22 protein-coding genes are annotated in these 22,052 nt (G+C 73.5%); 12 read left to right on the forward strand and 10 right to left on the reverse strand.

Going from position 1 to position 22,052, the window contains the following annotated elements; all coding sequences use genetic code 11:
• Positions 1 to 266: 266 nt before the first annotated feature.
• Positions 267 to 1,013 (forward strand): AAA family ATPase, encoded by a 747-nt coding sequence (locus tag ACH45N_RS15195; protein WP_397395234.1) that lies wholly within the window; start codon positions 267 to 269, stop codon positions 1,011 to 1,013.
• 34 nt (positions 1,014 to 1,047) lie between these two features.
• Here ACH45N_RS15195 and ACH45N_RS15200 read toward each other — a convergent pair whose 3' ends face one another.
• Positions 1,048 to 1,617 carry a carboxymuconolactone decarboxylase family protein gene (locus ACH45N_RS15200; RefSeq protein WP_397395236.1) on the reverse strand — a complete coding sequence of 190 codons (570 nt, stop codon included), beginning with the start codon at positions 1,615 to 1,617 and terminating at the stop codon, positions 1,048 to 1,050.
• Between the two features lie 91 nt (positions 1,618 to 1,708).
• On the reverse strand, positions 1,709 to 2,731 hold the full coding sequence (locus ACH45N_RS15205) for an LLM class flavin-dependent oxidoreductase (protein ID WP_397395238.1): 1,023 nt from the start codon (positions 2,729 to 2,731) through the stop codon (positions 1,709 to 1,711).
• A 112-nt stretch (positions 2,732 to 2,843) separates the two neighbouring features.
• Between ACH45N_RS15205 and ACH45N_RS15210 the strand changes: the two genes are divergently transcribed.
• Positions 2,844 to 3,038, forward strand: a complete 195-nt coding sequence (locus ACH45N_RS15210) for a hypothetical protein (RefSeq protein ID WP_285104773.1) — start codon at positions 2,844 to 2,846, stop codon at positions 3,036 to 3,038.
• Positions 3,039 to 3,165: 127 nt separating this feature from the next.
• Here the strand turns inward: ACH45N_RS15210 and ACH45N_RS15215 are convergent, their stop codons facing one another.
• The gene (locus ACH45N_RS15215) at positions 3,166 to 4,542 is read right to left on the reverse strand and encodes an NAD-dependent malic enzyme (protein ID WP_397395240.1); all 1,377 of its coding nucleotides are present in this window, start codon (positions 4,540 to 4,542) and stop codon (positions 3,166 to 3,168) included.
• 151 nt (positions 4,543 to 4,693) lie between these two features.
• Between ACH45N_RS15215 and ACH45N_RS15220 the strand changes: the two genes are divergently transcribed.
• Complete coding sequence (locus tag ACH45N_RS15220; RefSeq protein ID WP_397395242.1) at positions 4,694 to 5,248, forward strand: GNAT family N-acetyltransferase; 555 nt, start codon at positions 4,694 to 4,696, stop codon at positions 5,246 to 5,248.
• Here the strand turns inward: ACH45N_RS15220 and ACH45N_RS15225 are convergent.
• A complete protein-coding gene (locus tag ACH45N_RS15225; protein ID WP_397395244.1) occupies positions 5,220 to 5,972 on the reverse strand; it encodes a tyrosine-protein phosphatase in 753 nt (250 codons plus the stop codon). The genes ACH45N_RS15220 and ACH45N_RS15225 overlap by 29 nt on opposite strands.
• Positions 5,973 to 6,068: 96 nt before the next feature.
• Complete coding sequence (locus ACH45N_RS15230) at positions 6,069 to 7,217, reverse strand: MerR family transcriptional regulator (protein ID WP_397395246.1); 1,149 nt, start codon at positions 7,215 to 7,217, stop codon at positions 6,069 to 6,071.
• A 182-nt stretch (positions 7,218 to 7,399) separates the two neighbouring features.
• Between ACH45N_RS15230 and ACH45N_RS15235 the strand changes: the two genes are divergently transcribed.
• Positions 7,400 to 8,155, forward strand: coding sequence for a hypothetical protein (locus ACH45N_RS15235; RefSeq protein ID WP_397395249.1), 756 nt, complete (start codon positions 7,400 to 7,402; stop codon positions 8,153 to 8,155).
• Between the two features lie 138 nt (positions 8,156 to 8,293).
• On the opposite strand, the gene ACH45N_RS15240 is transcribed toward ACH45N_RS15235, so the two are convergent.
• Both ACH45N_RS15240 and ACH45N_RS15245 read right to left on the reverse strand, forming a co-directional pair.
• Entirely contained in the window at positions 8,294 to 9,250 is a 957-nt protein-coding gene (locus ACH45N_RS15240; protein WP_397395251.1) for a ribonuclease Z, read from the reverse strand.
• A 79-nt stretch (positions 9,251 to 9,329) separates the two neighbouring features.
• Entirely contained in the window at positions 9,330 to 9,668 is a 339-nt protein-coding gene (locus ACH45N_RS15245; protein ID WP_397395253.1) for a hypothetical protein, read from the reverse strand.
• A gap of 205 nt (positions 9,669 to 9,873) precedes the next feature.
• On the opposite strand from ACH45N_RS15245, the gene ACH45N_RS15250 reads away from it, so the two are divergent.
• The gene (locus ACH45N_RS15250; RefSeq protein WP_397395255.1) at positions 9,874 to 11,292 is read left to right on the forward strand and encodes a hypothetical protein; all 1,419 of its coding nucleotides are present in this window, start codon (positions 9,874 to 9,876) and stop codon (positions 11,290 to 11,292) included.
• Positions 11,293 to 11,352: 60 nt separating this feature from the next.
• Here ACH45N_RS15250 and galE read toward each other — a convergent pair whose 3' ends face one another.
• Together galE and ACH45N_RS15260 are read right to left on the reverse strand one after the other, a co-directional pair.
• Positions 11,353 to 12,375 (reverse strand): UDP-glucose 4-epimerase GalE, encoded by a 1,023-nt coding sequence (gene galE / locus ACH45N_RS15255; RefSeq protein ID WP_397395257.1) that lies wholly within the window; start codon positions 12,373 to 12,375, stop codon positions 11,353 to 11,355.
• A 48-nt stretch (positions 12,376 to 12,423) separates the two neighbouring features.
• Positions 12,424 to 13,302, reverse strand: a complete 879-nt coding sequence (locus tag ACH45N_RS15260; protein ID WP_397395259.1) for a redoxin domain-containing protein — start codon at positions 13,300 to 13,302, stop codon at positions 12,424 to 12,426.
• A 179-nt stretch (positions 13,303 to 13,481) separates the two neighbouring features.
• Between ACH45N_RS15260 and ACH45N_RS15265 the strand changes: the two genes are divergently transcribed.
• The 4 genes from ACH45N_RS15265 to ACH45N_RS15280 all read left to right on the forward strand — a co-directional run bounded on the left by ACH45N_RS15265 (position 13,482) and on the right by ACH45N_RS15280 (position 18,121).
• Positions 13,482 to 14,735 (forward strand): MFS transporter, encoded by a 1,254-nt coding sequence (locus tag ACH45N_RS15265; protein WP_397395261.1) that lies wholly within the window; start codon positions 13,482 to 13,484, stop codon positions 14,733 to 14,735.
• Positions 14,736 to 14,840: 105 nt separating this feature from the next.
• Complete coding sequence (locus tag ACH45N_RS15270; protein ID WP_397395263.1) at positions 14,841 to 16,313, forward strand: tyrosine-type recombinase/integrase; 1,473 nt, start codon at positions 14,841 to 14,843, stop codon at positions 16,311 to 16,313.
• A 156-nt stretch (positions 16,314 to 16,469) separates the two neighbouring features.
• The gene (locus ACH45N_RS15275) at positions 16,470 to 16,886 is read left to right on the forward strand and encodes a YciI family protein (RefSeq protein WP_397395265.1); all 417 of its coding nucleotides are present in this window, start codon (positions 16,470 to 16,472) and stop codon (positions 16,884 to 16,886) included.
• 35 nt (positions 16,887 to 16,921) lie between these two features.
• Entirely contained in the window at positions 16,922 to 18,121 is a 1,200-nt protein-coding gene (locus ACH45N_RS15280) for an RNA polymerase sigma factor (RefSeq protein WP_397395267.1), read from the forward strand.
• On the opposite strand, the gene ACH45N_RS15285 is transcribed toward ACH45N_RS15280, so the two are convergent.
• Complete coding sequence (locus tag ACH45N_RS15285; protein ID WP_397395269.1) at positions 18,087 to 18,839, reverse strand: TioE family transcriptional regulator; 753 nt, start codon at positions 18,837 to 18,839, stop codon at positions 18,087 to 18,089. The genes ACH45N_RS15280 and ACH45N_RS15285 overlap by 35 nt on opposite strands.
• A 92-nt stretch (positions 18,840 to 18,931) precedes the next feature.
• Here ACH45N_RS15285 and ACH45N_RS15290 point away from each other — a divergent pair, with 92 nt between their 5' ends.
• From ACH45N_RS15290 to ACH45N_RS15300, 3 genes are all read left to right on the forward strand, one after another.
• A complete protein-coding gene (locus tag ACH45N_RS15290) occupies positions 18,932 to 20,173 on the forward strand; it encodes an erythromycin esterase family protein (RefSeq protein WP_397395271.1) in 1,242 nt (413 codons plus the stop codon).
• Between the two features lie 330 nt (positions 20,174 to 20,503).
• A complete protein-coding gene (locus tag ACH45N_RS15295) occupies positions 20,504 to 21,454 on the forward strand; it encodes a DNA-binding protein (RefSeq protein ID WP_397395273.1) in 951 nt (316 codons plus the stop codon).
• 108 nt (positions 21,455 to 21,562) lie between these two features.
• Entirely contained in the window at positions 21,563 to 21,988 is a 426-nt protein-coding gene (locus ACH45N_RS15300; protein WP_397395275.1) for a VOC family protein, read from the forward strand.
• Positions 21,989 to 22,052 lie beyond the last annotated feature (64 nt).

Consider the following 22,052-nt stretch of genomic DNA (forward strand, 5'->3'; position numbering starts at 1 on the left):
GCTCCGTGGGAACGCCGCAGGTCGGAGGGCCCGATCGGGAACAAATCGGGCCTCGTCGCGCGTTGTGGAAGCAGCAATGAGCAACTGTCCGATGTCTGTGGCCCAGGGCTCTCCCCAACCCTTGACGTGCGTCGGCCCACCCGAAACTCCCTGGCTCGACATCCCGGTCCGCGAACCCGGTCCAGCACCCTCTCAGGGCGCTCCCGGTGATCCTGGATCGGCTCGCGCGATGCTGCTCACCCGGCCCCCTACGTATGGAGGACCACGTGACAACACCCGCCCCACTCCTGCGTCCTGTCCCCGACTCCCCCGACCCCGCGGACGGCGCTCGCGGCCGTGCCCGGGAGCCCCTTCCTGACCGCACCGTCGGCCGCTCCGCAGGGAGCGCGGTCGGCCCGCTGCTGATCGTCGTGGGCGGGGTCCCGGGCGCCGGCAAGAGCACCCTGCTGGCCAACGTCGCCGCGGACATGCCGCGCGCGGTGGTGCTCGACCCCGACCGTTACCGGCGCCGGATCGCCGACCGGCTGCCGTCCTGGGTGCCGTACGGCGCCTACCGGTGGGTGGCGCACACCCTGCACGCGGTCGCGACCGTGCTGAACCTGTTGGCCGGGCCGCGTTCCGGCCGGCCCCTGCTGGTGCACGACACCGCCACCCGCGAGCGCCGTCGGGAGCTCCTGGGCCTGGTGGCGCGGCTGTGCGGGTGGGACCCGGTGCTGGTGGCGGTGGACGTGTCGCTGGCGGAGGCGCTGGACGGGCAGCTGGACCGGGGCCGCGTGGTGCAGCCGGACGAGTTCGTGCGGCACTGGGAGCGGTGGACGGCGCAGCGTTCGCTGCTCGCGGCGGCGGCCGGCGGGCCGCGGGGTCCGTGGTCGGCGGTGCACCTGATGGAGCGGTGCGATGCGTTCGGGCAGGTGCGTGATCTGGTGCGGCGCCGTTCGGTGGTGGTGGCGACGAGCCGCCCGGAGGCGGCGTCGGCCGGTACCCGGGCTGTCGCCAACCCCTGCGCGGCGTAGCCGACGGGCCGACCCGGGCGTGCCGGTCCGGTGCTCACATGCCGGTCAGCAGCGCCTCTCGGAGGCTGTCCGGCAGGTCGGGCGGGACGTCGGGCGGCACGGCGAGGGCGTGCAGCGCACGGCTGAAGTAGTTCCGGGCGGCCGCGGCCAGCACGACGTCGACGATCTGCCGGTCGGTGAGCCCGAGGTCGCGCAGCCGTCGGGTGTCCTGCTCGGTCAGCGCGGTCGAGTCGCGGCTGATGCGCTCGGCGAGCTCCATGGCGGTGACCTCGAGCTCGCTGAGCCCGGCGGCGTGGTAGTCGAGGGCGATGCGTTCGAGCTGGGCGTCGTCGAACACGGTGCGGGACTTGCGCCCGTGGGCCAGGCGGCAGGCCTGCGACCGCAGGGCGCCCGCGGCGGCGAGGGTCACCAGCTCGTACAGGCGCAGGCCGATGCTGGGCGCGATCGCGCGGGTCAGGTCCTCGAACGCGCGCTGCGCCTCGGGGTTGACGGCCATGACACGGGTGTGGCTGGGCACGTAGCCGAGCTCGCGGAGGTCTCCGGCGTACCCCTCGGCCCAGGCGCCGGTGGCCTCGGCGGGCTCGGGCGTCCTGATGATGGTCATGTTCGCAGCGTCCCACCGCCGTCGTCCGCCCGACAGCCGGTGGGCGGGTGAGATCGCCACCCGCCCACCGGACCCGCTCTCCGCGCCGGGGTCACCGCCAGCCGAGTGCCGGCGCGACGTGCTTGACGATGTTCTCGATGACGTGCGCGTTGTAGTCGACGCCGAGCTGGTTGGGCACGGTCAGCAGCAGCGTGTCGGCGGCCGCGACCGCCTCGTCCTCGCGCAGGTCCTCGACCAGCGCGTCGGGCTCGCCCGCGTACGTCTTGCCGAACCGGGCGGGGCCGGTGTCGAGGTGGCCCACCTGGTCCTCGCTGTAGACCTCCATGCCGAAGTACTGGCGGTCGCGCTCGTCGGTGATCGGGAAGATGCTGCGGCTGACGGACACCCGCGGCTCGTGCTCGTGGCCCGCCTCGGCCCAGGCGTCGCGGAACCGCTGGATCTGCTCGGCCTGCAGCCGGTGGAACGGCACGCCGGTGTCCTCGGTCAGCAGCGTGGACGACATGAGGTTCATGCCCTGGGCCGCCGTCCACTCGGCGGTCGCGCGGGAGCCCGCCCCCCACCAGATGCGCCGCCGCAGCCCCTCGGAGTGCGGCTCGACCCGCAGCAGGCCCGGCGGGTTGGGGAACATGGGGCGCGGGTTCGGCTCGGCGAAGCCCTCGCCGTCGAGCAGCTCCAGGAACCGGGCGGTGTGCTCGCGGGCCAGGTCCGCGCCGCCGGCGTCCTTCGCCGCGGGCTCGTACCCGAAGTGCCGGTAGCCCTCGATCACCTGCTCGGGTGACCCGCGGCTGATGCCGAGCTGGAGCCGGCCGCCGGAGATCAGGTCCGCCGCACCGGCGTCCTCCGCCATGTACAGCGGGTTCTCGTAGCGCATGTCGATCACGCCCGTGCCGATCTCGATGCGGCTGGTGCGCGCCCCGATCGCCGCCAGCAGCGGGAACGGCGAGGCGAGCTGCCGCGCGAAGTGGTGCACCCGGAAGTAGGCGCCGTCGGCACCCAGCTCCTCGGCGGCCACGGCCAGGTCGATCGACTGCAGGAGCGCGTCCGACGCCGAGCGGGTGCCCGACTGCGGATGCGGTGTCCAGTGACCGAAGGACAGGAACCCGATGTTCTTCACGCTGACCTCAACTCCCCCGGGGTGCTCGTCCCGTCCCGGGACGGTACGACCGTTCCCGAACCGTTATCGGCACGCGGGCATCGTTTCGTGCCCGTCGAACGTCTTTACCAGTGTGAGCAACAACGACGCCTTCCTCGACCGCACCACCTCCGCGCAGCCCGACCACTTCTACGGTCGCACCCAGCCGGAGACCGTGCGCTGGTGGATCCCCCTGGTGGCCTCCACCGGCGCGCTGCTCGTTCTCGTCCTGGGCACCGCTGCCGTCGTCAGCGGCATCGTGAACTCGACGATCGGCAGCATCGGCTGACACTCCTGACCGGCCACCCCTGAGGGCGTGGCCCGGCAGAGACGAAGGACCCTGTCGGACGGCGGTAGCCGCCGTCCGACAGGGTCCTTTCGTGTCCGGAGCCCTCTCGTTTCGCGGAGGTGCGGGCTCAGGCCTGCTTGCGCACGGCGTCCGCCACGGCCTCCGCGACCCGGTGGTCGAACACGCCCGGGATGATGTACGCGCTGTTCAGCTCGTCGGGAGCGACCACCTCGGCGATCGCCACGGCGGCCACGCGCAGCAGCTCCGTGGTGATGTCCGTGGCGCCGGTGTCGAGCAGCCCCCGGAACAGGCCCGGGAAGGCCAGCACGTTGTTGATCTGGTTCGGGTAGTCGCTGCGCCCGGTCGCGACCACGGCCGCGGACTCGGCCGCCTCCAGCGGGTCCACCTCCGGCGTGGGGTTGGCCAGCGCGAACACGATCGCGTCCTCGGCCATCTGCGCGACGTCCGCACCCGAGAGGATGCCGCCCGCCGAGACCCCGACGAACACGTCGGCGCCCTTGAGGCCCTCCTGCAGCGTGCCCGAGAAGCCGTCGACGTTGGTGTTGTCCACCAGCCAGCGCCGGTGCGGGTCGTCGGTGACCACGCCCGGGTGCAGCGCACCGTCCCGGCCGAACGCCACGATGTGCCGCGCGCCCTGCGCCTTGAGCAGCCGGATGATCGCGTTGCCCGCCGCGCCGACGCCCGAGACCACGATCCGCACGTCCGCCAGGTCCTTGCCCACCACCTTCAGCGCGTTGACCAGCGCGGCCAGCACCACGATCGCCGTGCCGTGCTGGTCGTCGTGGAACACCGGGATGTCCAGCTCCTCGCGCAGCCGCGCCTCGATCTCGAAGCAGCGCGGCGCGGCGATGTCCTCCAGGTTCACGCCCCCGTACACGGGCGCGATCGCCTTGACGATCCGCACGATCTCGTCCGTGTCGGTCGTGTCCAGGCACACCGGCCAGGCGTCCACCCCGCCGAACTCCTTGAACAGCGCCGCCTTGCCCTCCATGACCGGCAGCGCCGCGGCCGGGCCGATGTCGCCCAGGCCCAGCACCGCCGTGCCGTCCGTGACCACGGCGACGGTGTTGCGCTTGATCGTCAGCCGCCGGGCGTCCTCCGGCTTGTCCGCGATCGCCAGGCACACCCGCGCCACCCCCGGCGTGTACGCGCGTGACAGGTCGCGGCGCGTCTTGAGCGGCACCTTGTTGGTGACCTCGATCTTGCCGCCCAGGTGCATCAGGAACGTCGAATCGCTGGACTTGAGCACCTCCGCGCCCTCGACGGCGTTGACGGCCGCCACCACCCGCTCACCGTGCTCGGCGTCGATCGTGTCGCACGTGACGTCCACGACCGGGCCGTGCGACGTCGAGTGCGCGATGTCCACGCCCATGACCGCCGCCCCGGCGTCGGCTACCGCCGCTACCACCGTGCTCGTGGCGCGCTGCGACGCGGCCACCTCCACGCGCAGGGTGATCGTGTAGCTCGGGCTGGGCAGCGACATCGTTGTTCTCCTCGGTCCTCCGGCCCTCGTCGGCCGGCACAGGCGCACGGGCGTGCGCGCACCTGGAGATTCCTACCCCCGCGACGTGACGTGCGCCACACGAGCCCGGCATACGGACGGCGCACCCGCGAGCGCCCCGCAGGATGGTGCCGTGCGCATCTGCCCCGACTCCCCCGCCGGCGACGACGTCCGCCGCCTGCTCGACGAGCACCTCACCGACATGTTCGCCACCTCCCCGGCCGAGAGCGTGCACGCCCTGGACCATGCGGCGCTGCTCGCCCCGACGATCACCTTCTGGACCGCCCGGGACGACGACGGCACCCTGCTGGGGTGCTGCGCGCTCAGCGAGCTCGCCGGGACCAGCGAGCTCGACGAGGTCGGCGTGCGGCCCGCGGGCGAGATCAAGTCCATGCGGACCGCCGGCCACGCCCGCGGCCGCGGCGTGGCGTCGGCACTGCTCGACGTCGTCCTGGCCGAGGCCGCGCGGCGCGGGTACGCGCGCGTGAGTCTGGAGACCGGGACGGAGGACTACTTCGCCGCCGCCCGCCGGCTCTACGCCCGGCACGGGTTCGTCGAGTGCGGGCCGTTCGGGAACTACACCCTGGACCCGCACAGCGTGTTCATGACGCTGGAGCTGCCCGTTGCCTCGTCCTCCGGGCAGCCGGCTGCCGGCTCGGCTAGCGCAGGCGCTCCCGCAGGTTCGTGATGCGGGCCTCGTCCAGCCCGGCGTACCGCAGGTAGGCGACCGGGTCCAGGTCCGCCAGCCACTCCAGCAGGGCCGCGCGGCGCTCGCCGACCCGCTCGTCGAGCTGGCGGGCCGTCCAGGTCTCGCCGCGGTGCTGTACCCAGGCGCCGCGTTCGACGTCGTAGGCCACGCCGCCGCCGCGGTGCGTCGTGCCGCGGAAGGCGCGCTCGTAGTCCTGCGCGATCGCCTCGTGCTCCACACCGGTCAGCGACAGCAGCAGGGCGGTGATCATCCCGGTGCGGTCGCGGCCGGCCGCACAGTGCACCAGCACCGGCCCGGGGGCGTCGGCGACCGCCCGGAACACCCCGGCGAACAGGTGCGGGTACATCGCGATGTTCGGCGCGTAGGAGCGCGGGTGGTCCAGCCAGGGCCCGCAGGTCTCCAGGAAGTGCGGGTCGCCCGGGTCCTCCGTGGGGGTGTGGTGCGTGACGACTTCCCACGGCCGCGTGGCGTCCGGCATGAGGTCGTGCGCCTGCTTGACCTCGGCGGGGTTGCGCAGGTCGACGACGGTCGTGAGCCCGGCGTCGACGGCCTCCGCCCACCCGGTCGGCGTCATGGGTTCGGGAGTGCCCGAGCGCCAGACACGGCCCGCCGCGGTGGTCCCGCCGTCCTCCAGCGGCAGGCCGCCGAGATCGCGGAGGTTGACGGCGCCGTCCCAGACCTGGAGGTTCACCGGGTTGCTCATGAGCGGCATCGTGGTTGGGGGTCCGCGGGCAGGTCAACGGGTAGAACTGCCCGTGGACAGCGGGACCTGGTCAGGCGTCCAGGTCGAGCGTCCGACTCAGGCGTCCGCCGGGTCGGCGAGGTCGACGACCACGAGCGCGTAGTTGTCGGGCGCGCCCGCCGCCTCCACGGCGTCGGGGTCGCCCTCGCGCGTCAGGAGGGCCGCGAGGTGGTCGGTCGCCAGGACCGCGTGGACGCCGTCGCCGGTCAGGACGAGCCGGTCCGCGGGCCGGACCTCGGTCGTGGCCAGGTCGGGCCCGGCGTCGGAGTGCCCGCCCGTCCCGGCCGGGACGAGGGCCCGGTTCAGGAGGCTGCGGTCCTCGTGGGAGCGCGCCTCGTCCTCGGTGAGCCGGCCCTCCTCGATCAGCGCCGCGACCACGGTGTGGTCCCGGGTGAGCTGCTCGGCCCGGCCGTCCCGCACGAGCCACAGCCGCGAGTCGCCGACGTGGGCGCTGAACAGCGTCGAGCCGACCAGGAGCGCCGCGGTCACCGTGGAGCCGAAGTGGTGCGGGTCGGCCAGGCCGGCGGCCTCGGCCGTGATCGCGCGGCCGGCCTCGCCGGTCGCGGCCAGGAGCGCGGCGGCGGGGTCGCCTTCCGTCGCTGACCAGGGGCTGTCCGTCGGGGTGTTCAGCGGGGTGTTCAGCGGGTGGTCCAGCGGGGCGAACGCGTCGACGGCCAGACCGGCGGGCACGGGGCTGCCGTGCGGCCCGAACCCGTCGGCGACGACGAACAGGCAACCGCCCGCGTAGAGCGCGTCCTGCTGGGCGGCGCGGGCGCCCTGGCCGAGCCGCCAGGCGCTGCGGGCCGTGAGCGTGGGGCCTAGATTCTGCATGATGGTCTCCTTCGTACGCAGGTGTTCGACGACGGAGGCGACGATGTCGCGGCGGGAGGCCGTGTCGGCCTCGACCTGACGCCAGTACGTCCGCACCTGGTCGGCCGCGACGCCCGCCGGCGCGGAGGCGACCCCGCGGATGCGGGCCAGGGGCATGCCCATCAGGCGCAACCGCGCGACCAGACGGGCCCGGTCGAGCTGGGCGGGCGCGTACCAGCGGTACCCGGTCAGCGGGTCCACGCGGTCCGGCCGGAGCAGGTCGAGCTCGTCGTACAGGCGCAACGCCTTCGGCGTCAGGCCGGACGTCCGGGCGAACTCGCCGATGCTCAGGTGCTCCACGTCGTCGTCCACGTCGTCGTCCACATTGCCGCCCACGTCGTCATCCTCGTCCCCGGCGCGGGTCGCCGGTGCTCAGGAGACTGCTGGTTGCCCCAGGGTGAAGGTCAAGCGGGTCGAAGTGCTGTTGCGTATAAGCAACAAGGCGCGCCAACGGAGGCCAAGTGATCTCAACTCTGCAAGCCTTGGAAGCGTTCAGTTCCAGCTCCGAGGAGTCATCGATGGCCGTCCCCACCCTGACCGCGACCCATCATCGCGCGGTCGCCACTCTGCTCAGCGCGCCCCGGCTCGCCCCGTACCTGCGTGCGGGCGGCGGCAACGTACGTGCGGCACTCACGCTGTACCAGTGGAACGTCGAGATGTCCTCGGCGGTCTACAAGATGTTGCACCTGGTCGAGGTTTTCCTGCGCAATGCGATCGACGCGAGGTTGCGCGTGTGGAACGCGACCCAGGTCGATCCGAGGTCGGGCCGCCCCCACAGCCAGGAGTGGTTGCTCGATCCGTCCCGCCTGATCGAGCGGATCGTACGTCGCGACGAGATCGACAAGGCGACCCGACGGGCAAGGCTCGCCGTCAACGACTCGGCCGCGAGCCAACGCACGGTGACGCATGACGATGTCCTCGCCCAGCTGACGTTCGGTACCTGGCGCTTTCTGCTCCCCGGCCGCGATCCCGGGCGGCAGCTGTTGTGGCAGGAGGCGATCCGCGAGGCGTTCCCGGGCCTGCGCCGGCCCGTGCGGGACCTTGTCCGGGACATCGACCGTCTGCACCGCCTCCGCAACCGCGTCGCACACCTGGAACCGCTGCTCGTCGTCGCCGTCGTCATCGTGCAGCTGAAGGCCGCCCGGCGGGTGCTGCGGGAGATCGAGCCGTCCGCGGAGATGTGGCTGGTATCCCATCAGCACGTCTCGAGCGTCGCCGCGCAGCGGCCTGCACTTGTCCCAGAAATGCCTGACGGCCCCCTCAGTGAGAACTGAAAGGGCCGCGGCCGAACTATTAACCAGGAGACCTGCCCTGGCTTGCAAGCCAAGACTAGATCACCCACATGGCCGGCGCCACCGCTGACGGCGCGGCCCGGCCCGGCCCGGCTCGGACCGGGGCAGGGCGGCGGCCCCTCACACCCGCCGCGGTACCGGCACCCGGTCCAGGTCGGCCGCGACCGTGAGGTCGCCGTCGAACACCGTGCGGGCCTCCTTCGCGAACTCGTCCGGGTCGGTGTACCGCTGCGAGAAGTGGGTCAGCACGAGACTCCGGACCCCGCACCGCGCGGCGACGGTCGCCGCCTCCAGCGCCGTCAGATGCCCGTGGTCGTGTGCGAGGTTCCGGTCGCGGTCCAGGTAGGTCGACTCGATGACGAGCAGGTCCACGCCGTCGGCCAGGTCTTCGACGGCGTCGCACATCCGGGTGTCCATGACCAACGCGAACGACTGGCCGGGCCGCGGCTCGCTGACATCCTCCAGCCGGACCACGCCCCGCTCGGTCCGCAGCGTGCCCTCCTGGGCGAGGCGCCCGACGTCGGGCCCCGAGATGCCCGCGGCGGCCAGGCGCTCAGGGACCATGCGGCGGCCGTCGGGCTCGTCGAGCCGGTACCCGTAGGCCTCCAGCGAGTGGTCCAGGCGGGCCGCCCGCAGCACCGCGGGACCGTGCAGCTCCCCCGGCACACGGGGTACGACGCCGTCCCGGCTCAGTCCCTGCAGCGCGAGGCGCTCCTGGTGGTAGTAGGCGGTGGAGTCGCACAGGTTCTCGACCCAGCGGCGGCCCGACGCCGGGAACACCACCGGTACCGTCTGCGGCACCGCGTCCAGGCTGATGCGCTGCACCACGCCGGCCAGGCCGAGGCTGTGGTCGCCGTGCAGGTGCGTGATCGCGATCCGGGTCAGCGCCGTCGCGGAGATCCCCGCGTACAGCATCTGGCGCTGCGACCCCTCGCCCGGGTCGAACAGGATCACCTCGTCGTCCCAGAACAGCACGTAGCCGTTGTGGTTGCGGGTCCTGGTGGGCACCTGGCTCGCGGTGCCGAGCGCGACGAGCTCGCGGCTGGAGACGCGGTGGTGGGCTGGACGCTGGAACACGCTCGCATTGTGTCCCGGCGGGCCGCCGTCAGCACGGGAAGAACTCCCGATAACGACTAGGTCCTTAACTTTCTAAAGATCACCCGCAGCCGGGCAAGACGTTCAGCGGGTCGCAGCCGTACCGCGCCTGGGCGAGCACCAGCACGGCCCAGCAGAAGCCCGCCAGCATGACTCCGCCCACCAGGATGTTCAGCACCGGGTATGCCCCGCCCTGGATCGCCGGGGTCAGCGCGAGGCCCGCTCCAGCAAGCAGGCAGCCCAGTGCCACAATGGTGACGGGGCTGGTCAGAGCGTCGGAAGCCGAGAGCTGCAGCCACCCGAACCGATCACCCAGCAGTGTCAGCGCGACGTACGGAAGAGCGAACGCGAGCGCCGCGATGGCGCGCCAGTCCATGACCGAAAGCTTCGCCAGCATCATGACCTCCCCTTTTGCCCTGCCCCGGACGGTGGCCAAACACCCACCGTAAGTGTTAATAATCGGGGGGCGGTCCGCTATCTTTGGTAGTGATTTTCACAGAATCCGACATATTCGTACGATCTCCACTTTCAGGACTCTCGCGCAGATGGCACCCTGTGGCGCGTCGTAGCGCCAACGGCGGCACGGCTGTCGAGAAAGGACGCGCATGGCGAGGGACGAACGCGTGGGCAAGCCCGCGTACGCAGCGGTGTCGACCCGGATCACCGGGATCCAGCTTGCTGGGGCACGCCTGCGAGAGATAGCCGTCGTGCGCGTCGACGAGCGCGGCGGGGTGGTCGACGAGTGGTCGGCCGTGCTGCACCCCGACGGCGCGTGGATCGCGCTGGCCGACGTCGCCGCCACCCTGCGCGAACGCCTGTCACAGATGGCGATCGTGACGCACAACGGCCGGCTCGGCGTCGAGGTGCTGCGCAACGAGCTGTCCCACCTGGGCTGGGAGCTGCCCACGCTCGCCCAGCTCACGATCATCGACGCCAGCTACCACTACCTGCCCGGCCTCGTGCACCGCCGACTGTCGGACTGCTGCACCGCCGCAGGGGTCCCGTACGAGGGTGGTCTGCCGAGCTCCAGCCCGCTCAGCGAGGCGCGGGCCGTGGCCGGGCTGCTGGCCCGGTTCGTGCAGAGCGCGACCGGGCTGCCGGACCTGCCCGAGCTGCTGCAGGTCACCCTGCGCGCCTGGGTCTACCCGTGGCCGGAGGGGCCGACCCGGGCGGCCGGCGCCCCGCGACCGTGGCCCGGCCGGCGGGGTCCCGGCGTCCTGACGACGCTCGGCGGCCAGCCGCTGGCCGACGCGATCGCGGCCGTGGCCGACGTGCGGACCAACGGTTACCTCTCGCTCCTCGCGGAGGCCCTCCAGGACGGGCGGCTGACGCCGGAGACGGCGCCGGGGCTGGCCGAGGCCGAGGCGCTGTACCGGCTGACACCCGAGGCCGCGGCCGCCGCCCGCAAGGCCTTCTTCGACGCGCTGGTGCGCCAGGCGATCGAGGCCGACCGCTACCACCTGGAGGCGCGCCAGGAGCTGTGGCGGGTCGCCGACACGATCGGGTGCCCCCGGGACTCGGTGATCGAGCCGATCGTCGAGGCGACGCCCGTGGACTTCCCGAAGCTGGTGGACGAGTCGGGGTCGAAGAAGCCCACCGACGGACGCGGCCGGGCGACGCCCGCGCAGATGCGCGCCTGGGCCATCGCCAACGGGTTCGACGTCGAGGGCTACATCCGCCTGCCCTGGTCGATCGTGCGGGCCTTCGAGGAGGCGCACGCCGAGCCGGTGGACCGCACGATGCGCCAGGCGGTGCGCGAGGAGCCGGCGGCGAACGAGCGCGCCTCCCGCCCCGACTCGCGGCCCGCGCTCGGCCAGGAGCTGCGGCCGATCCTGATGCCGGCTCCCCGGACCGATGCCCGTGCGGACTCCAGAGCCGATTCCAGGGCAGACTCCCGGGCAGACTCCCGGGCGGGTCACCGCGCCGACTCCCGGTCGCCGCTCGGCCCGGACCCGGACGAGGGCGTGCCCCAGCTCGACTTCGACCGGCTGGAGACGCCGCCGATCGGCAACCCGCTGGTCTGACCGGCCCGGCCCTGGCGACGTCGCCGGGGCCGGACCCGTGTCTGGCGGTGCCGGCCGGGCTCAGCTGCCCGGGAACCCCTCGGGGTTCTGGGACTGCCAGCGCCAGGTGTCGGCGCACATGTCGTCGATGGTCTTGGTCGCGTGCCAGCCGAGCTCGGTGTTGGCGCGCGTCGGGTCGGCCCAGAAGGCGGGCAGGTCGCCGGCGCGGCGCGGACCGATCTCGTACGGCAGCTCGCGGCCGACCGCGCGCTCGAAGGCCTTGAGCAGCTGCAGCACCGAGGTGCCGGTGCCGGTCCCGAGGTTGAACGCGCGGGCGGGCTCCGCCATGTCGTCCAGGTGCTCCAGCGCCGCGACGTGCCCGGCGGCGAGGTCGGTGACGTGCAGGTAGTCGCGCTCGGCCGTGCCGTCCGCCGTCGGGTAGTCGTCCCCGAAGACGGTCAGTCGCTCGCGCCTGCCCACCGCGACCTGCGCGATGAACGGCATCAGGTTGTTCGGGATGCCCTGCGGGTCCTCGCCGATGTCGCCGCTCGGGTGCGCGCCGACCGGGTTGAAGTAGCGCAGCAGCGCGACCTTCCAGCCCTCGGAGATCTGCGCGATGTCCGACAGGACGCGCTCGATCATCACCTTGGTCTGCCCGTAGGGCGACGACGAGGACAGGTGCTCGTAGTCCTCCCGGTACGGCACGGGAGCCTTCTCGCCGTACACCGTTGCCGACGACGAGAACACCAGCTTGGTCACCCCGTACTTCGCCATCGACGCGGCCAGGGCGAACGTCGAGTCGAGGTTGTTGCGGTAGTACTCCAGCGGCTTGGTCACCGACTCCCCCACGGCCTTGAAGCCCGCGAAGTGGATGACGGCGTCGATCCGCTCGTGCGCGAACAGCCGCTCGGTCTTGTCGGCGTCGGTCAGGTCGAAGCCGTGGAAGGGGATCGCGCGACCCGCGAGCGCCTCCAGGCGGCCCTGCACCGAGGGCTTCGAGTTCGAGAAGTCGTCGACGACGATGACGTCGTGACCGGCGGCTACCAGGGCAAGGACGGTGTGTGAGCCGATGTAGCCGGCTCCACCGGAGACGAGAACGCGCATGCCTCCAAAATACCGGCTCGCTCGCGCGGGCCGGGCGCGGTGAGACGGCTAGGCGCGTGCGGCTTCTGTGCGCACCGCGTCGAGCATGTCGTCCACGGCACCCGCCGGGTCGGTCACCGGCGCCTGGACCCGGCGCACGGTGCCGTCGGGCGCGATCAGGAGCGTGGTGCGCTTGAGGCGGTCCGTCCCGGCCGCGCGGAACACGGGAAGGCGCAGGGCGGACGCCGCCAGGCCGTCCTGGTCCGAGGCCAGCGGGTAGGGCAGCCCCGCGTGCGCGGCGAAGGCCGCGAGCTGGTCGGGTCGCTGGGTGGAGACGCCGAGCACGCGCGCGCCGGCGTCGGCCAGCGCGGTGGTGCGCCCGGCGTACGTGACGCACTCGAGCGTGCAGCCGCGGGTGCCGGGGATGTCGCCCCAGCCGGCGGGGTACCCGTCAGTGTCGGGGGCGTAGGCGCCCGGGAAGAAGAACAGCACGGTCCAGCGGTCGGGGTCCGCGAGGGCGATGGCGCCGCCGTCGTGGGCCGTGAGTGTCACGTCCGGCACCCGCGTCCCCACGAGCGTGTGCACGCGCCGCGCCTCGGCGTCGCCGACGGCGCCCGAGACGGTGCCGTCGCCCATCACGTAGCGGGTCCCCCACTCCTGCAGCGCCACGAGCACGGGCACGAGCCCCTCGCCGCGGCGGGTGAGCCGGTAGTCGAACCGGGGCGGGTGCGCCGAGTACGGGACCCGCTCCAGGACGCCGTCGTCCACGAGTCGGCCGAGCCGCTCGGTCAGGGCGCGCCGGCTGAACCCGAGCTCGTGGGCGAGGGCGTCGAAGCGTGAGACGCCGGCCGCGGCCTCGCGCACGATCAGCAGGCTCTGCCAGTCACCCACGACGCCGAGCGACTGCGCGATCCCGCAGTCGGCGTCGGCCAGGTCCTCCTTGCGCATGCGCGCCATCCTCTCGCACGTCGTCGCCCGGGCCGCGTCGCCGGGCTGTGCCACCCGGCCGCGTTGCGCCCGCCGCCGTCCTTCTGTCACTGTACGCGCGGTGCGTTCCATATTGGAACTCACTGCCGTGGACCCACCACCCGGCCCACCCACCCGACCCGTCACGACGGAGGCACACCATGGCGACGACGGCCCCGACCGCCGCACGCTCCTTCTGGACCTTCTGGGCGGCCACGACGACCAGCAACATGGGCTCGGCGGTCACGAAGATCGCCCTGCCCCTGACCGCCGTCCTCGTGCTCGACGCCGGACCGTTCGAGACCGGGCTGCTCGCCGCGGCGTCCTACCTGGCCTGGATCGTCATCGGGCTGCCCGCCGGCGCGATCGTGCAGCGCTGGCCGCTGCGCGCCACGCAGATCGGCACCGATCTCGTCCGGGCCGTCGCCATCGCGTCGGTCCCCCTCGCCTGGTGGGCCGACCACCTGACCCTGGCCCAGCTCTTCGCCGTGGCGCTCGCGCTCAACCTCGCCGAGGTGCTGTTCTTCAGCGCCAGCACGACGTTCATCACCTCCGTGGTGCCCCGCGACCAGCTCACCAGCCGCAACTCGCTCATGTCCGGGACGCACGCGGTGACCGAGCTCAGCGGTCCCTCGCTGGGCGGGCTGCTCGTCCAGCTCGTCGGCGCCGCACCCGCGCTGCTGCTCGACGCCGTGTCCTACGTCGCCTCCGCCGCGCTGCTGCGCACCCTGCCCGAACGCCGCCAGCCGGGCGACGACGACCCGACCCCGCTGCGCCGCCGGATCGCCGAGGGCTGGCGGTTCGTCACCACCCACCCCGTCCTGGCGCCGTGCACCTGGTGGGCGTGCGTGGTCAACACGGTCTGCGGCGCCCAGCTCGCCCTGTTCGCGATCTACCTCGTCCGGGAGCTGCACGCGCCCGCCGCCGTGGTCGGGCTGCTGCTGGCGACGGAGGGCGTCGGGGCGCTGCTCGCCGCCTGGGCGACCCCCTGGCTCGTGCGGCGGTTCGGCTCGGCGCGCGTCGTGCTGCTCGACGGGCTCGTCGGGTTCGCGGCGGCGCTGCTGATCCCTGCCGGCACCGGGCACTGGGGCTGGCTCTGCTTCGCCCTCGGCAACCTCGCCTTCGCGGCCAGCGTGGTCCCCGGCAGCGTCGTCACCCGCACCTACCGGCAGGTCGCGAGCCCGCCCGAGCTGCTGTCCCGCGTCATGGGCACCGTGCGCTTCGTGTCCTGGGGCTGCATCCCCCTCGGCGGACTGATCGCCGGGGCGGTCGCCGAGACGGCCGGCACCCGCGCGGTGCTGCTCGGGTCCGCCGTCGTGCTGCTCGCCGGCCCCGCGATCCTCGCGGCGAGCCCGGTACGACGCCTGCGGAACCTGGAGGACTACGAGCGCGAGCCGCAGCGCGCCGCAGCGTGAGCCGGGCACGACGCGCCGCGTCCCGACCCGCCGGTCCTCGACACACTGCTCGACACACCGCTGCGCGACCATGACCAGGCGGAACGCCCCGACTACGCTGCCCCCGTGGCGTACACCGAGCAGCGCACCGACTCCGAGGGCCGCACCGGCTACATCGGGCGATACCGGGTCGACGGCCGCCTGCGCAGCACCCGCCGCTTCACCGTGCGACGCGAGGCGCTCGCGGAGGCCCGGCGGCAGGAGGAGGCGGGCAAGCACGCCGAGTGGGTCGACCCGTCCGCGGGCCGCGTCACCGTCGCCGAGTGGTTCACGACCTGGCAGGAGTCCCGCGTCGACCGCGCGCCCCGCACCATCGAGGCCGAGCGCGAGCGGTTCCGCTCGCTGGTCGCCCCGGCCTTCGGCGACCGGCCGCTGCGACAGGTCAGCCACGAGGACGTCGCCCGCTGGGCCGCCACCATGGCCTCCCCCACCACCGGGCAGACCGCCTCGCCCGCCCGCCGCCGCGACGCGGCCCGCCTCCTGGTGGCCCTGCTCGACGCCGCCGTCGACGCGCGCCGGCTGCGCACCAACCCCGCGCGGACGCCGTCGGGCAAGGTGCCCGCCCTGCCCCGCGCCCCGAAGACCAAGCCGCACCGGTACCTGTCGCACGAGCAGCTCCGGCGCGTCGCGGACGCGACCACCTCCGCCCAGACGCGCACCCTCGTGCTGCTCACCGCGCTGACCGGCCTGCGCTGGGGCGAGGTCAGCGCGCTGACGGTGGCCGACGTCGACCCGCTGCGCCGCCGGGTGCACGTCACCAAGGCGTACACCCGCCTGGACGACGGCACGCTCCTGCTCGGCGACACCAAGACGCACGCGCGTCGCGAGGTGCCCCTGCCGGCGTCCCTGGCCCCGGCCGTGGCCGAGCAGACGGCGGGTCGGGCCCGCGGAGACCTGCTCTTCACCGGCACCCGGGGCACCCCGCTGCGCCGCGAGAGCTTCGACCGGTCGGCGTTCCGGCCCGCCGTCCTCGCGGCCGGCCGCGCCGTCCGCACCCTGCGCGAGGCCCTGGGCCTGTTCGAGGCCGGCCGGCGCCCCACGGGCCTGTACGACGACGAGGTGGTCGCCGCGGTGCGCCGGCTCCAGTCGGACGCCGGCCGGGAGGCGACCGGGATCTGCGACCCCGCGACGTGGTCGCTGGTGGCGGACGCGGACCAGGCGCGCGAGACGATGACGCGCGGCGAGAAGGTGAGCCGCACCCGCCTGCTGGCGGCGCTGTCGCGCACCACGCTGGGGCCCGGCGCGGAGGACTTCGACACGCTCACCCTGCACGACCTGCGCCACACCGCGGCGTCCCTGGCCATCTCGGGCGGCGCGACGGTCAAGGCGGTGCAGCGGATGCTGGGGCACGAGTCGCCGGTCCTGACGCTGTCCACCTACGCCGGGCTGTTCGAGGACGACCTCGACGCGCTGGGCGAGACGATGAGCGCGGCGTTCCAGGCGGCCGCCGTCGTGCCGGGAGCTGACAGGGATGCGCACGGTGGCGCGGGGCCGGCGGCGGTCACGCCGATCCGGGCCGTGCGGAGCCGGGTGGGCTGACCTGCTCGTCCGCACGTCCCCGACGTCTTTCTCGTGGATCGACGATCCTGATGTCGAGAACGCGGGAAGGGCTCCGTCCTAGGGTCGAGGGCGCGAGACCGCGTCCGTACCGAGTTAGGACGGGCCCCACGGGGCCCGGGACCCAGGGAGAGAACCATGGCGAAGTACCTGCTGCTGAAGCACTACCGGCGCGGCGGCCCCGAGTGGGTGCCGGGCACCGACGTCCCGATGGACCAGTGGACGCCCGAGGAGATCACGGAGCACATCGACTACATGCGCCGGTTCGCGGACAAGCTCACCGCGTCCGGCGAGTTCGTGGGCGAGGGCGCGCTGTCCCCGGAGGGCACGTTCGTCCGGTACGACGGCGAGGGGCGCCCGCCCGTGACCGACGGCCCGTTCGCCGAGACCAAGGACCTCATCGCCGGCTGGATGATCATCGACGTCGAGTCCCAGGAGCGGGCCTACGAGGCGGCGGCCGAGCTGTCCGCGGCGCCCGGCAAGGGCGGCCGGCCCCTCTACGAGTGGCTCGAGGTGCGGCCGTTCCTCGGCGAGGACCTGACGATCAGCGAGTGACCGTCGGTGAGTGACGGTCGCGTGAGAGGCCTGGTGTGGACCACGACGCGGTGAACGACCAGATGCGGACGCTGGCGCCGCAGGTCCTCGGCGTCCTCGTCCGTCGCGGAGCAGACTTCGCGACGGCCGAGGACGCCGTCCAGGAGGCCCTCATCGAGGCCGTGCGGCACTGGCCCGAGGACCCGCCGGACGACCCGAAGGCGTGGCTGCTGCGCGTGGCCGGCCGCAAGCTCATCGACGCCCAGCGCTCCGAGGCCGCCCGACGACGGCGGGAGGAGCGGGTCCACGACGAGCCGCCGCCCGGGCCCACCGAGCAGTCGGACGACACGCTGCTGCTCCTGAGCCGCTGCTGCCACCCGGCGCTGAGCCCGGCGTCGGCGATCGCGCTGACGCTGCGGGCGGTCGGCGGGCTGACGACGGCGCAGATCGCGCGGGCCTTCCTGGTTCCCGAGGCGACGATGGCGCAGCGGATCTCGCGCGCCAAGCGCACCCTCACCGGGCAGCGGTTCGACACACCGGGCGACGTGCGCGCCGTGCTGCACGTGCTGTACCTGATCTTCAACGAGGGGTTCACCGGCGAGATCCCGCTCGCGGACGAGGCGATCCGGCTGACCCGGCAGCTCGCGGTCGCCTCGGCGGCACGCCCCGAAGGGGCCGATCCCGAGATCGCCGGCCTGCTGGCCCTCATGCTGCTGCACCACGCCCGCCGCAACGCCCGGTACACCGCCTCGGGCGAGCTGGTGCCGCTCGACGAGCAGGACCGCTCCCGCTGGGACACCGCGATGATCAGCGAGGGGGTGGAGGTGCTGCAGGACGCCCTGGCTCGGGGGCGGTCGGGGCAGGACTCGCCGGGGCAGGACTCGCCGGGGCAGTACCAGGTGCAGGCCGCCATCGCGGCGCTGCACGACGACGCCCCCACCGCCGAGGAGACCGACTGGCCGCAGATCCTCGAGTGGTACGACGAGCTGGCCCGCCTCACCGACAACCCGGTCGTCGCGCTGAACCGGGCCGTCGCCGTCGGGCAGGTCGACGGTCCGCGGGCGGGCCTGGCGGCCCTGGCCGAGATCGATCCGGGGCTGTCTCGGTGGGACGCCGTGGCGGCCCACCTGTACGAGCGCGCCGACGACGCCGCCGCGGCGATCGACCACTACACGGCCGCGGCCGACCGGGCGGCGAGCTCGGCCGAGCGCACGCACCTCATCAAGCGGGCGGCGCGGCTGCGGGCGGCTCGCTGAGGTAGGCGTCCAGCGCGGCGGCCCCCGCCAGCATGGCCCGCCCGCGGTCGGTCAGACGCCCGTGCCACTCGCGCAGGGTCGCCTCCAGGGGCTCCAGCCCGCCGGCCGCGCGTACCTGCCTGATCAGCGGGGCGATCTGCTCCAGGAGGTATCCGCCGCGCCGGAGCTGGTGGGTCAGCCGGGCGTCGCGCTGCGCGGCCTCGTCGTAGACCCGGTAGCCGGTCTGCGGATCGCGCCGCGGACGGACCAGGCCGGCCCGTTCCCAGGTGCGCAGGGTCGCGGGCCGGATCCGGAGCGCGGCGGCGAGCGGGCCGATGAAGGTGTCGCCGGGTCGCGGGGCGTCCGGTGCCGGCCTGGTCGGGGCGGTGGAGTCGAGATCCCGCAGCGCGTCCTCGACGGCCCGGAGCGTCCTGCGGTCGTCCAGGAGCTGGGCGTGGCTCTCGTCGATCAGACGGAACGCCTCCCCGGCCGCGCCGTCGTGCACCGCCCGCAGGATCGCGGCCGCCGTCCGGTGCCCGTGTCCGGGGACCAGGGCGAGGAACGCGCGCAGGGCACCCGCGTGCCGCGGCGAGTAGGCGCGGTAGCCGGACGGCGTGCGGACGGCGGCGGGGAGGATGCCGGCGTCCTCGTAGTTGCGGACCGCCTGCGTGGACAGCCCGTGCTCCCGCGCCAGGTCGACAGGCCGCAGTCGACCGGTGCTTTGAAGGTTCTGCCGCATCCACCCACCCCTCCTGCCTGGCCTTCTGCGCTTCATTCCGGAGAGCGCCGGGCCCAGGTCTCAACCGAGACGTCAACGATACCGTTGAGGGAATGGTGAGAGACCTCCAGCACACCGTTCATCCCCTTGACGCCGCCGCCGTCCTGCGCCTGTTCCCGGGCCTGCTCCCGGGCCGGCCACGGATCCTCGCCCTGGGCGAACCCACCCACGGCGCGGGCGCCCTGCTGAGGCTGCGCAACGAGCTGTTCCGGCAGCTCGTCGAGCAGGAGGGGTACCGCACGATCGCCCTGGAGACCGACTGCCTCGCGGGGCAGGTCGTGGACGACTACGTCACCACCGGCGAGGGCGATCTGGACGACGTCATGGCGCGCGGGTTCAGCCACGAGTGGGGCGGCTTCCCCGGCAACCGCGAGCTGGTGCGCTGGATGCGCGCCTGGAACGAACGCGCCGACGCGGAGGGCCGGACCGACCCCGGACGGCTCCGGTTCGCGGGCATCGACGGGCCGCTGGAGATCCAGGCCGCAGCGAGCCCCCGGGCCGCGCTCACGGCCCTGTACGAGTACCTGTCCGCGCGTGTCGACCCCGACCTGCTGCCCTGCACCGCGCAGGTGCTCGACCGCATGATCGGCGCGGACGCCCGGTGGACCGAACCCGCCGCGATGATGGACCCGGCCCGGTCCGTGGGGCAGTCCGCCGAGGCCAGGGAGCTGCGCCTGCTCGCCGACGACCTGGCGACGCTCCTCGACACGCACGCACCCCAGCTCGTCGCCTCCTCCACGACGCAGGAGTGGGACCGGGCGCGGACCTACGGACGCACCGCCACCGGCTTGCTGCGCTACCACTTCTGGATGGCCGACCCCTCGCCCGCCCGCATGACCCGGCTGCTCGCGGCGCGCGACGCCATGATGGCCGGCAACCTGCTGGCCCTCGCGGAGCGCGGCCCCGTGCTGGTCAACGCGCACAACAGCCACCTGCAGCGCGGCATGAGCACGATGCGCATGTGGGACCACCCGCGGCTGGAGTGGTGGGGCGCCGGCGCCCTGGTGAGCGCCCGGCTCGGTGAGCGGTACGGGTTTCTCGCCTCCGCGGTCGGCACCATCGCGCACCAGGGCGTGGACGACGTGCCGACCGACAGCGTCGAGGGCGTGCTGTCCGCGCTGGGTGCGGACCGGTCCGTCGTCGACGCGCCGGAGCTGGCCGCGCTGCTCGCGGCGTCCGGCAGGACGGCGCTCGCGGCCCGGGTGTCTCCGTGGTTCGGGTACGCGCCGCTGGACCCGGCTCAGCTCGCCGACCTGGACGGGATCGTGTTTCTCCAGGACGTTCCTGAGGAGTGATCCTGCGTCGGCACGTCGGTCCCGTCGGGCCGTCGGGCCGTCAGGCTGGGGCGTCGCGGATCTGAGGCCGATCCCGCGCGGATTCGATGCTCACTATCTGCTCTCCGTGAGCCGAGTAGTGCCTCGATTGATCCCGTCGAGCCCTGCTATCTAGCCGATCGTGCCGGTACTGCGCACCCGCTTCAGGAAAGCGGGTGCGCAGTGTGTGGAGCGAAAGTAGGAGTAGGATTGCGCTACTACTCGTACTACTACGGGTGGAAACAACGACCGACAGAACCGGGGACTGCGGAAGCCGGGACGGTCGCAACGACGACGTGAGCGGGGAACGACGTGCGGGACAAGGAACGGGTCTTCCAGGCAGCAGACGCACTGGCGGCCGAGGGCGCGGCGCTGACCGTGACGAACGTGCGCGAGCGCGCCGGCTGCTCCAACGCCACGGCCACGAAGTACCTGCGGGAGTGGCGCGACGCGAAGGCCGCCGAGGACGACGCGCGCACCGCGCTCCCCGACCTGCCCGCCGCGGTGAGCGCGCTGGCGGACCGCGGTCTGGAGGCCCTGTGGGGTGCGGCCGTCGAGGCGGCACGGGCAGAGCACGAGGCGGCAACGGCGGCGTCGGACGAGGCGCTGAGCGCCGTCGTCGGTGAGGCGGACACCCTGGCCGCGCGCGTGGACGAGGCCGACGCCGAGCTCGCGCAGTTCCGCGCCCTGCTGGAGACCGCGCGCGAGCACGCGCGGTCGGTCCAGGACGAGCGCGACGCGGCCGAGGAGGCCCGGGGCGCCGCCGCGGCGTCGGCCGCTCGGCTGGAGGGCGAGCTCGACGCCGCGCGGCGGGCGCTGGAGGCCGTGCGCGACGAGCTCGCCGAGGCCCGGGCGGGCGCTGCGGTCGCCGAACGCGCGCGCTCCGAGGCGGAGGCGGCACGCGCCCAGGCGGACGGCGCCGCCGTGGGCCTGCGCGAGTCCCTGACGGACGTGCGGGGAGCGTTGGAGGCCGCACGGGGCGACGTCGCGCAGGCGAACCGGGACCGGGCCGCCGCCGATGTCGCGCGCGCCGGCGCCGAGGCCTCCGTGGCCCGGCTGGAGGGCGAGCTCTCCGCGGCTCGGGACGCGCTGGAGTCCGCGCGCAGGCAGGCGGCGGACGCCGAGCTGGCGCGCGTGGCGGCGATCGCCGGCCAGGCCCAGGCCGAGGGCACCGCTGCCGGGCTGCGGGAGGCGCTGAGCGCGGCCACCCAGCGGGTCGATCGGTCCGGGACCGAGTCCGCCTCCCCGGCGCGGGCGGGGTGAACCAGACGGGGTGAACGGAGGGCGAAACGGCGGTTGAAAAGCGCCCCTGAGCACCAAGAACACCCGCGATCTCCGGCGAGTGTCAGTGTCCGGTGCTGAGATGGCGGCATGAGCCTTCGAGGATTCTCGACCATCAACTACTGGGCCGACGACGTCGCCGCTGCCTCCGCCTGGTACACGGAGGTGCTCGGCGTCGAGCCCTACTTCCAGCGCTCCGGACCGGACGGCACGCCGGCCTACGCCGAGTTCCGGATCGGGGACAACGAGGCCGAGCTCGGCCTCGTCAGCCGGGCCTACGCGCCCCCGGGGCTGCCCGACCAGCCCGGGGGCGCGCTCATGTACTGGCACGTCGACGACCTGCAGGGCACGGTGGCCCGCCTGCTGGAGCTGGGCGCCACCGAGTACCAGCCCGTCACCGAGCGGGGCCACGACTTCGTCACCGCCGCGGTCGTGGACCCGTTCGGCAACGTGCTCGGCGTGATGCACAACCCGCACTACATCGAGCAGTTCGGCGCGACCGCCCCGACGAAGTAGCGCGCCCGCCCCAAGAGTTGTCCACAGATTCCATCGCGGTCCGGCAGATCGAATGTCTGTTCGA

The sequence above is a fragment of the Promicromonospora sp. NPDC019610 genome, from assembly GCF_044389365.1.
Taxonomy (GTDB): Bacteria; Actinomycetota; Actinomycetes; order Actinomycetales; family Cellulomonadaceae; genus Promicromonospora.

Bases quoted from the DNA above. Each gene is read 5' to 3' on its own strand.
- ACH45N_RS15200 (WP_397395236.1), bottom strand. From the start codon at position 1,617: ATGACCATCATCAGGACGCCCGAGCCCGCCGAGGCCACCGGCGCCTGG.
- ACH45N_RS15215 (WP_397395240.1), bottom strand. From the start codon at position 4,542: ATGTCGCTGCCCAGCCCGAGCTACACGATCACCCTGCGCGTGGAGGTG.
- ACH45N_RS15225 (WP_397395244.1), bottom strand. From the start codon at position 5,972: ATGAGCAACCCGGTGAACCTCCAGGTCTGGGACGGCGCCGTCAACCTC.
- ACH45N_RS15235 (WP_397395249.1), top strand. From the start codon at position 7,400: ATGGCCGTCCCCACCCTGACCGCGACCCATCATCGCGCGGTCGCCACT.
- ACH45N_RS15245 (WP_397395253.1), bottom strand. From the start codon at position 9,668: ATGATGCTGGCGAAGCTTTCGGTCATGGACTGGCGCGCCATCGCGGCG.
- ACH45N_RS15250 (WP_397395255.1), top strand. From the start codon at position 9,874: ATGGCGAGGGACGAACGCGTGGGCAAGCCCGCGTACGCAGCGGTGTCG.
- galE (WP_397395257.1), bottom strand. From the start codon at position 12,375: ATGCGCGTTCTCGTCTCCGGTGGAGCCGGCTACATCGGCTCACACACC.
- ACH45N_RS15260 (WP_397395259.1), bottom strand. From the start codon at position 13,302: ATGCGCAAGGAGGACCTGGCCGACGCCGACTGCGGGATCGCGCAGTCG.
- ACH45N_RS15265 (WP_397395261.1), top strand. From the start codon at position 13,482: ATGGCGACGACGGCCCCGACCGCCGCACGCTCCTTCTGGACCTTCTGG.
- ACH45N_RS15275 (WP_397395265.1), top strand. From the start codon at position 16,470: ATGGCGAAGTACCTGCTGCTGAAGCACTACCGGCGCGGCGGCCCCGAG.
- ACH45N_RS15285 (WP_397395269.1), bottom strand. From the start codon at position 18,839: ATGCGGCAGAACCTTCAAAGCACCGGTCGACTGCGGCCTGTCGACCTG.
- ACH45N_RS15290 (WP_397395271.1), top strand. From the start codon at position 18,932: ATGGTGAGAGACCTCCAGCACACCGTTCATCCCCTTGACGCCGCCGCC.
- ACH45N_RS15300 (WP_397395275.1), top strand. From the start codon at position 21,563: ATGAGCCTTCGAGGATTCTCGACCATCAACTACTGGGCCGACGACGTC.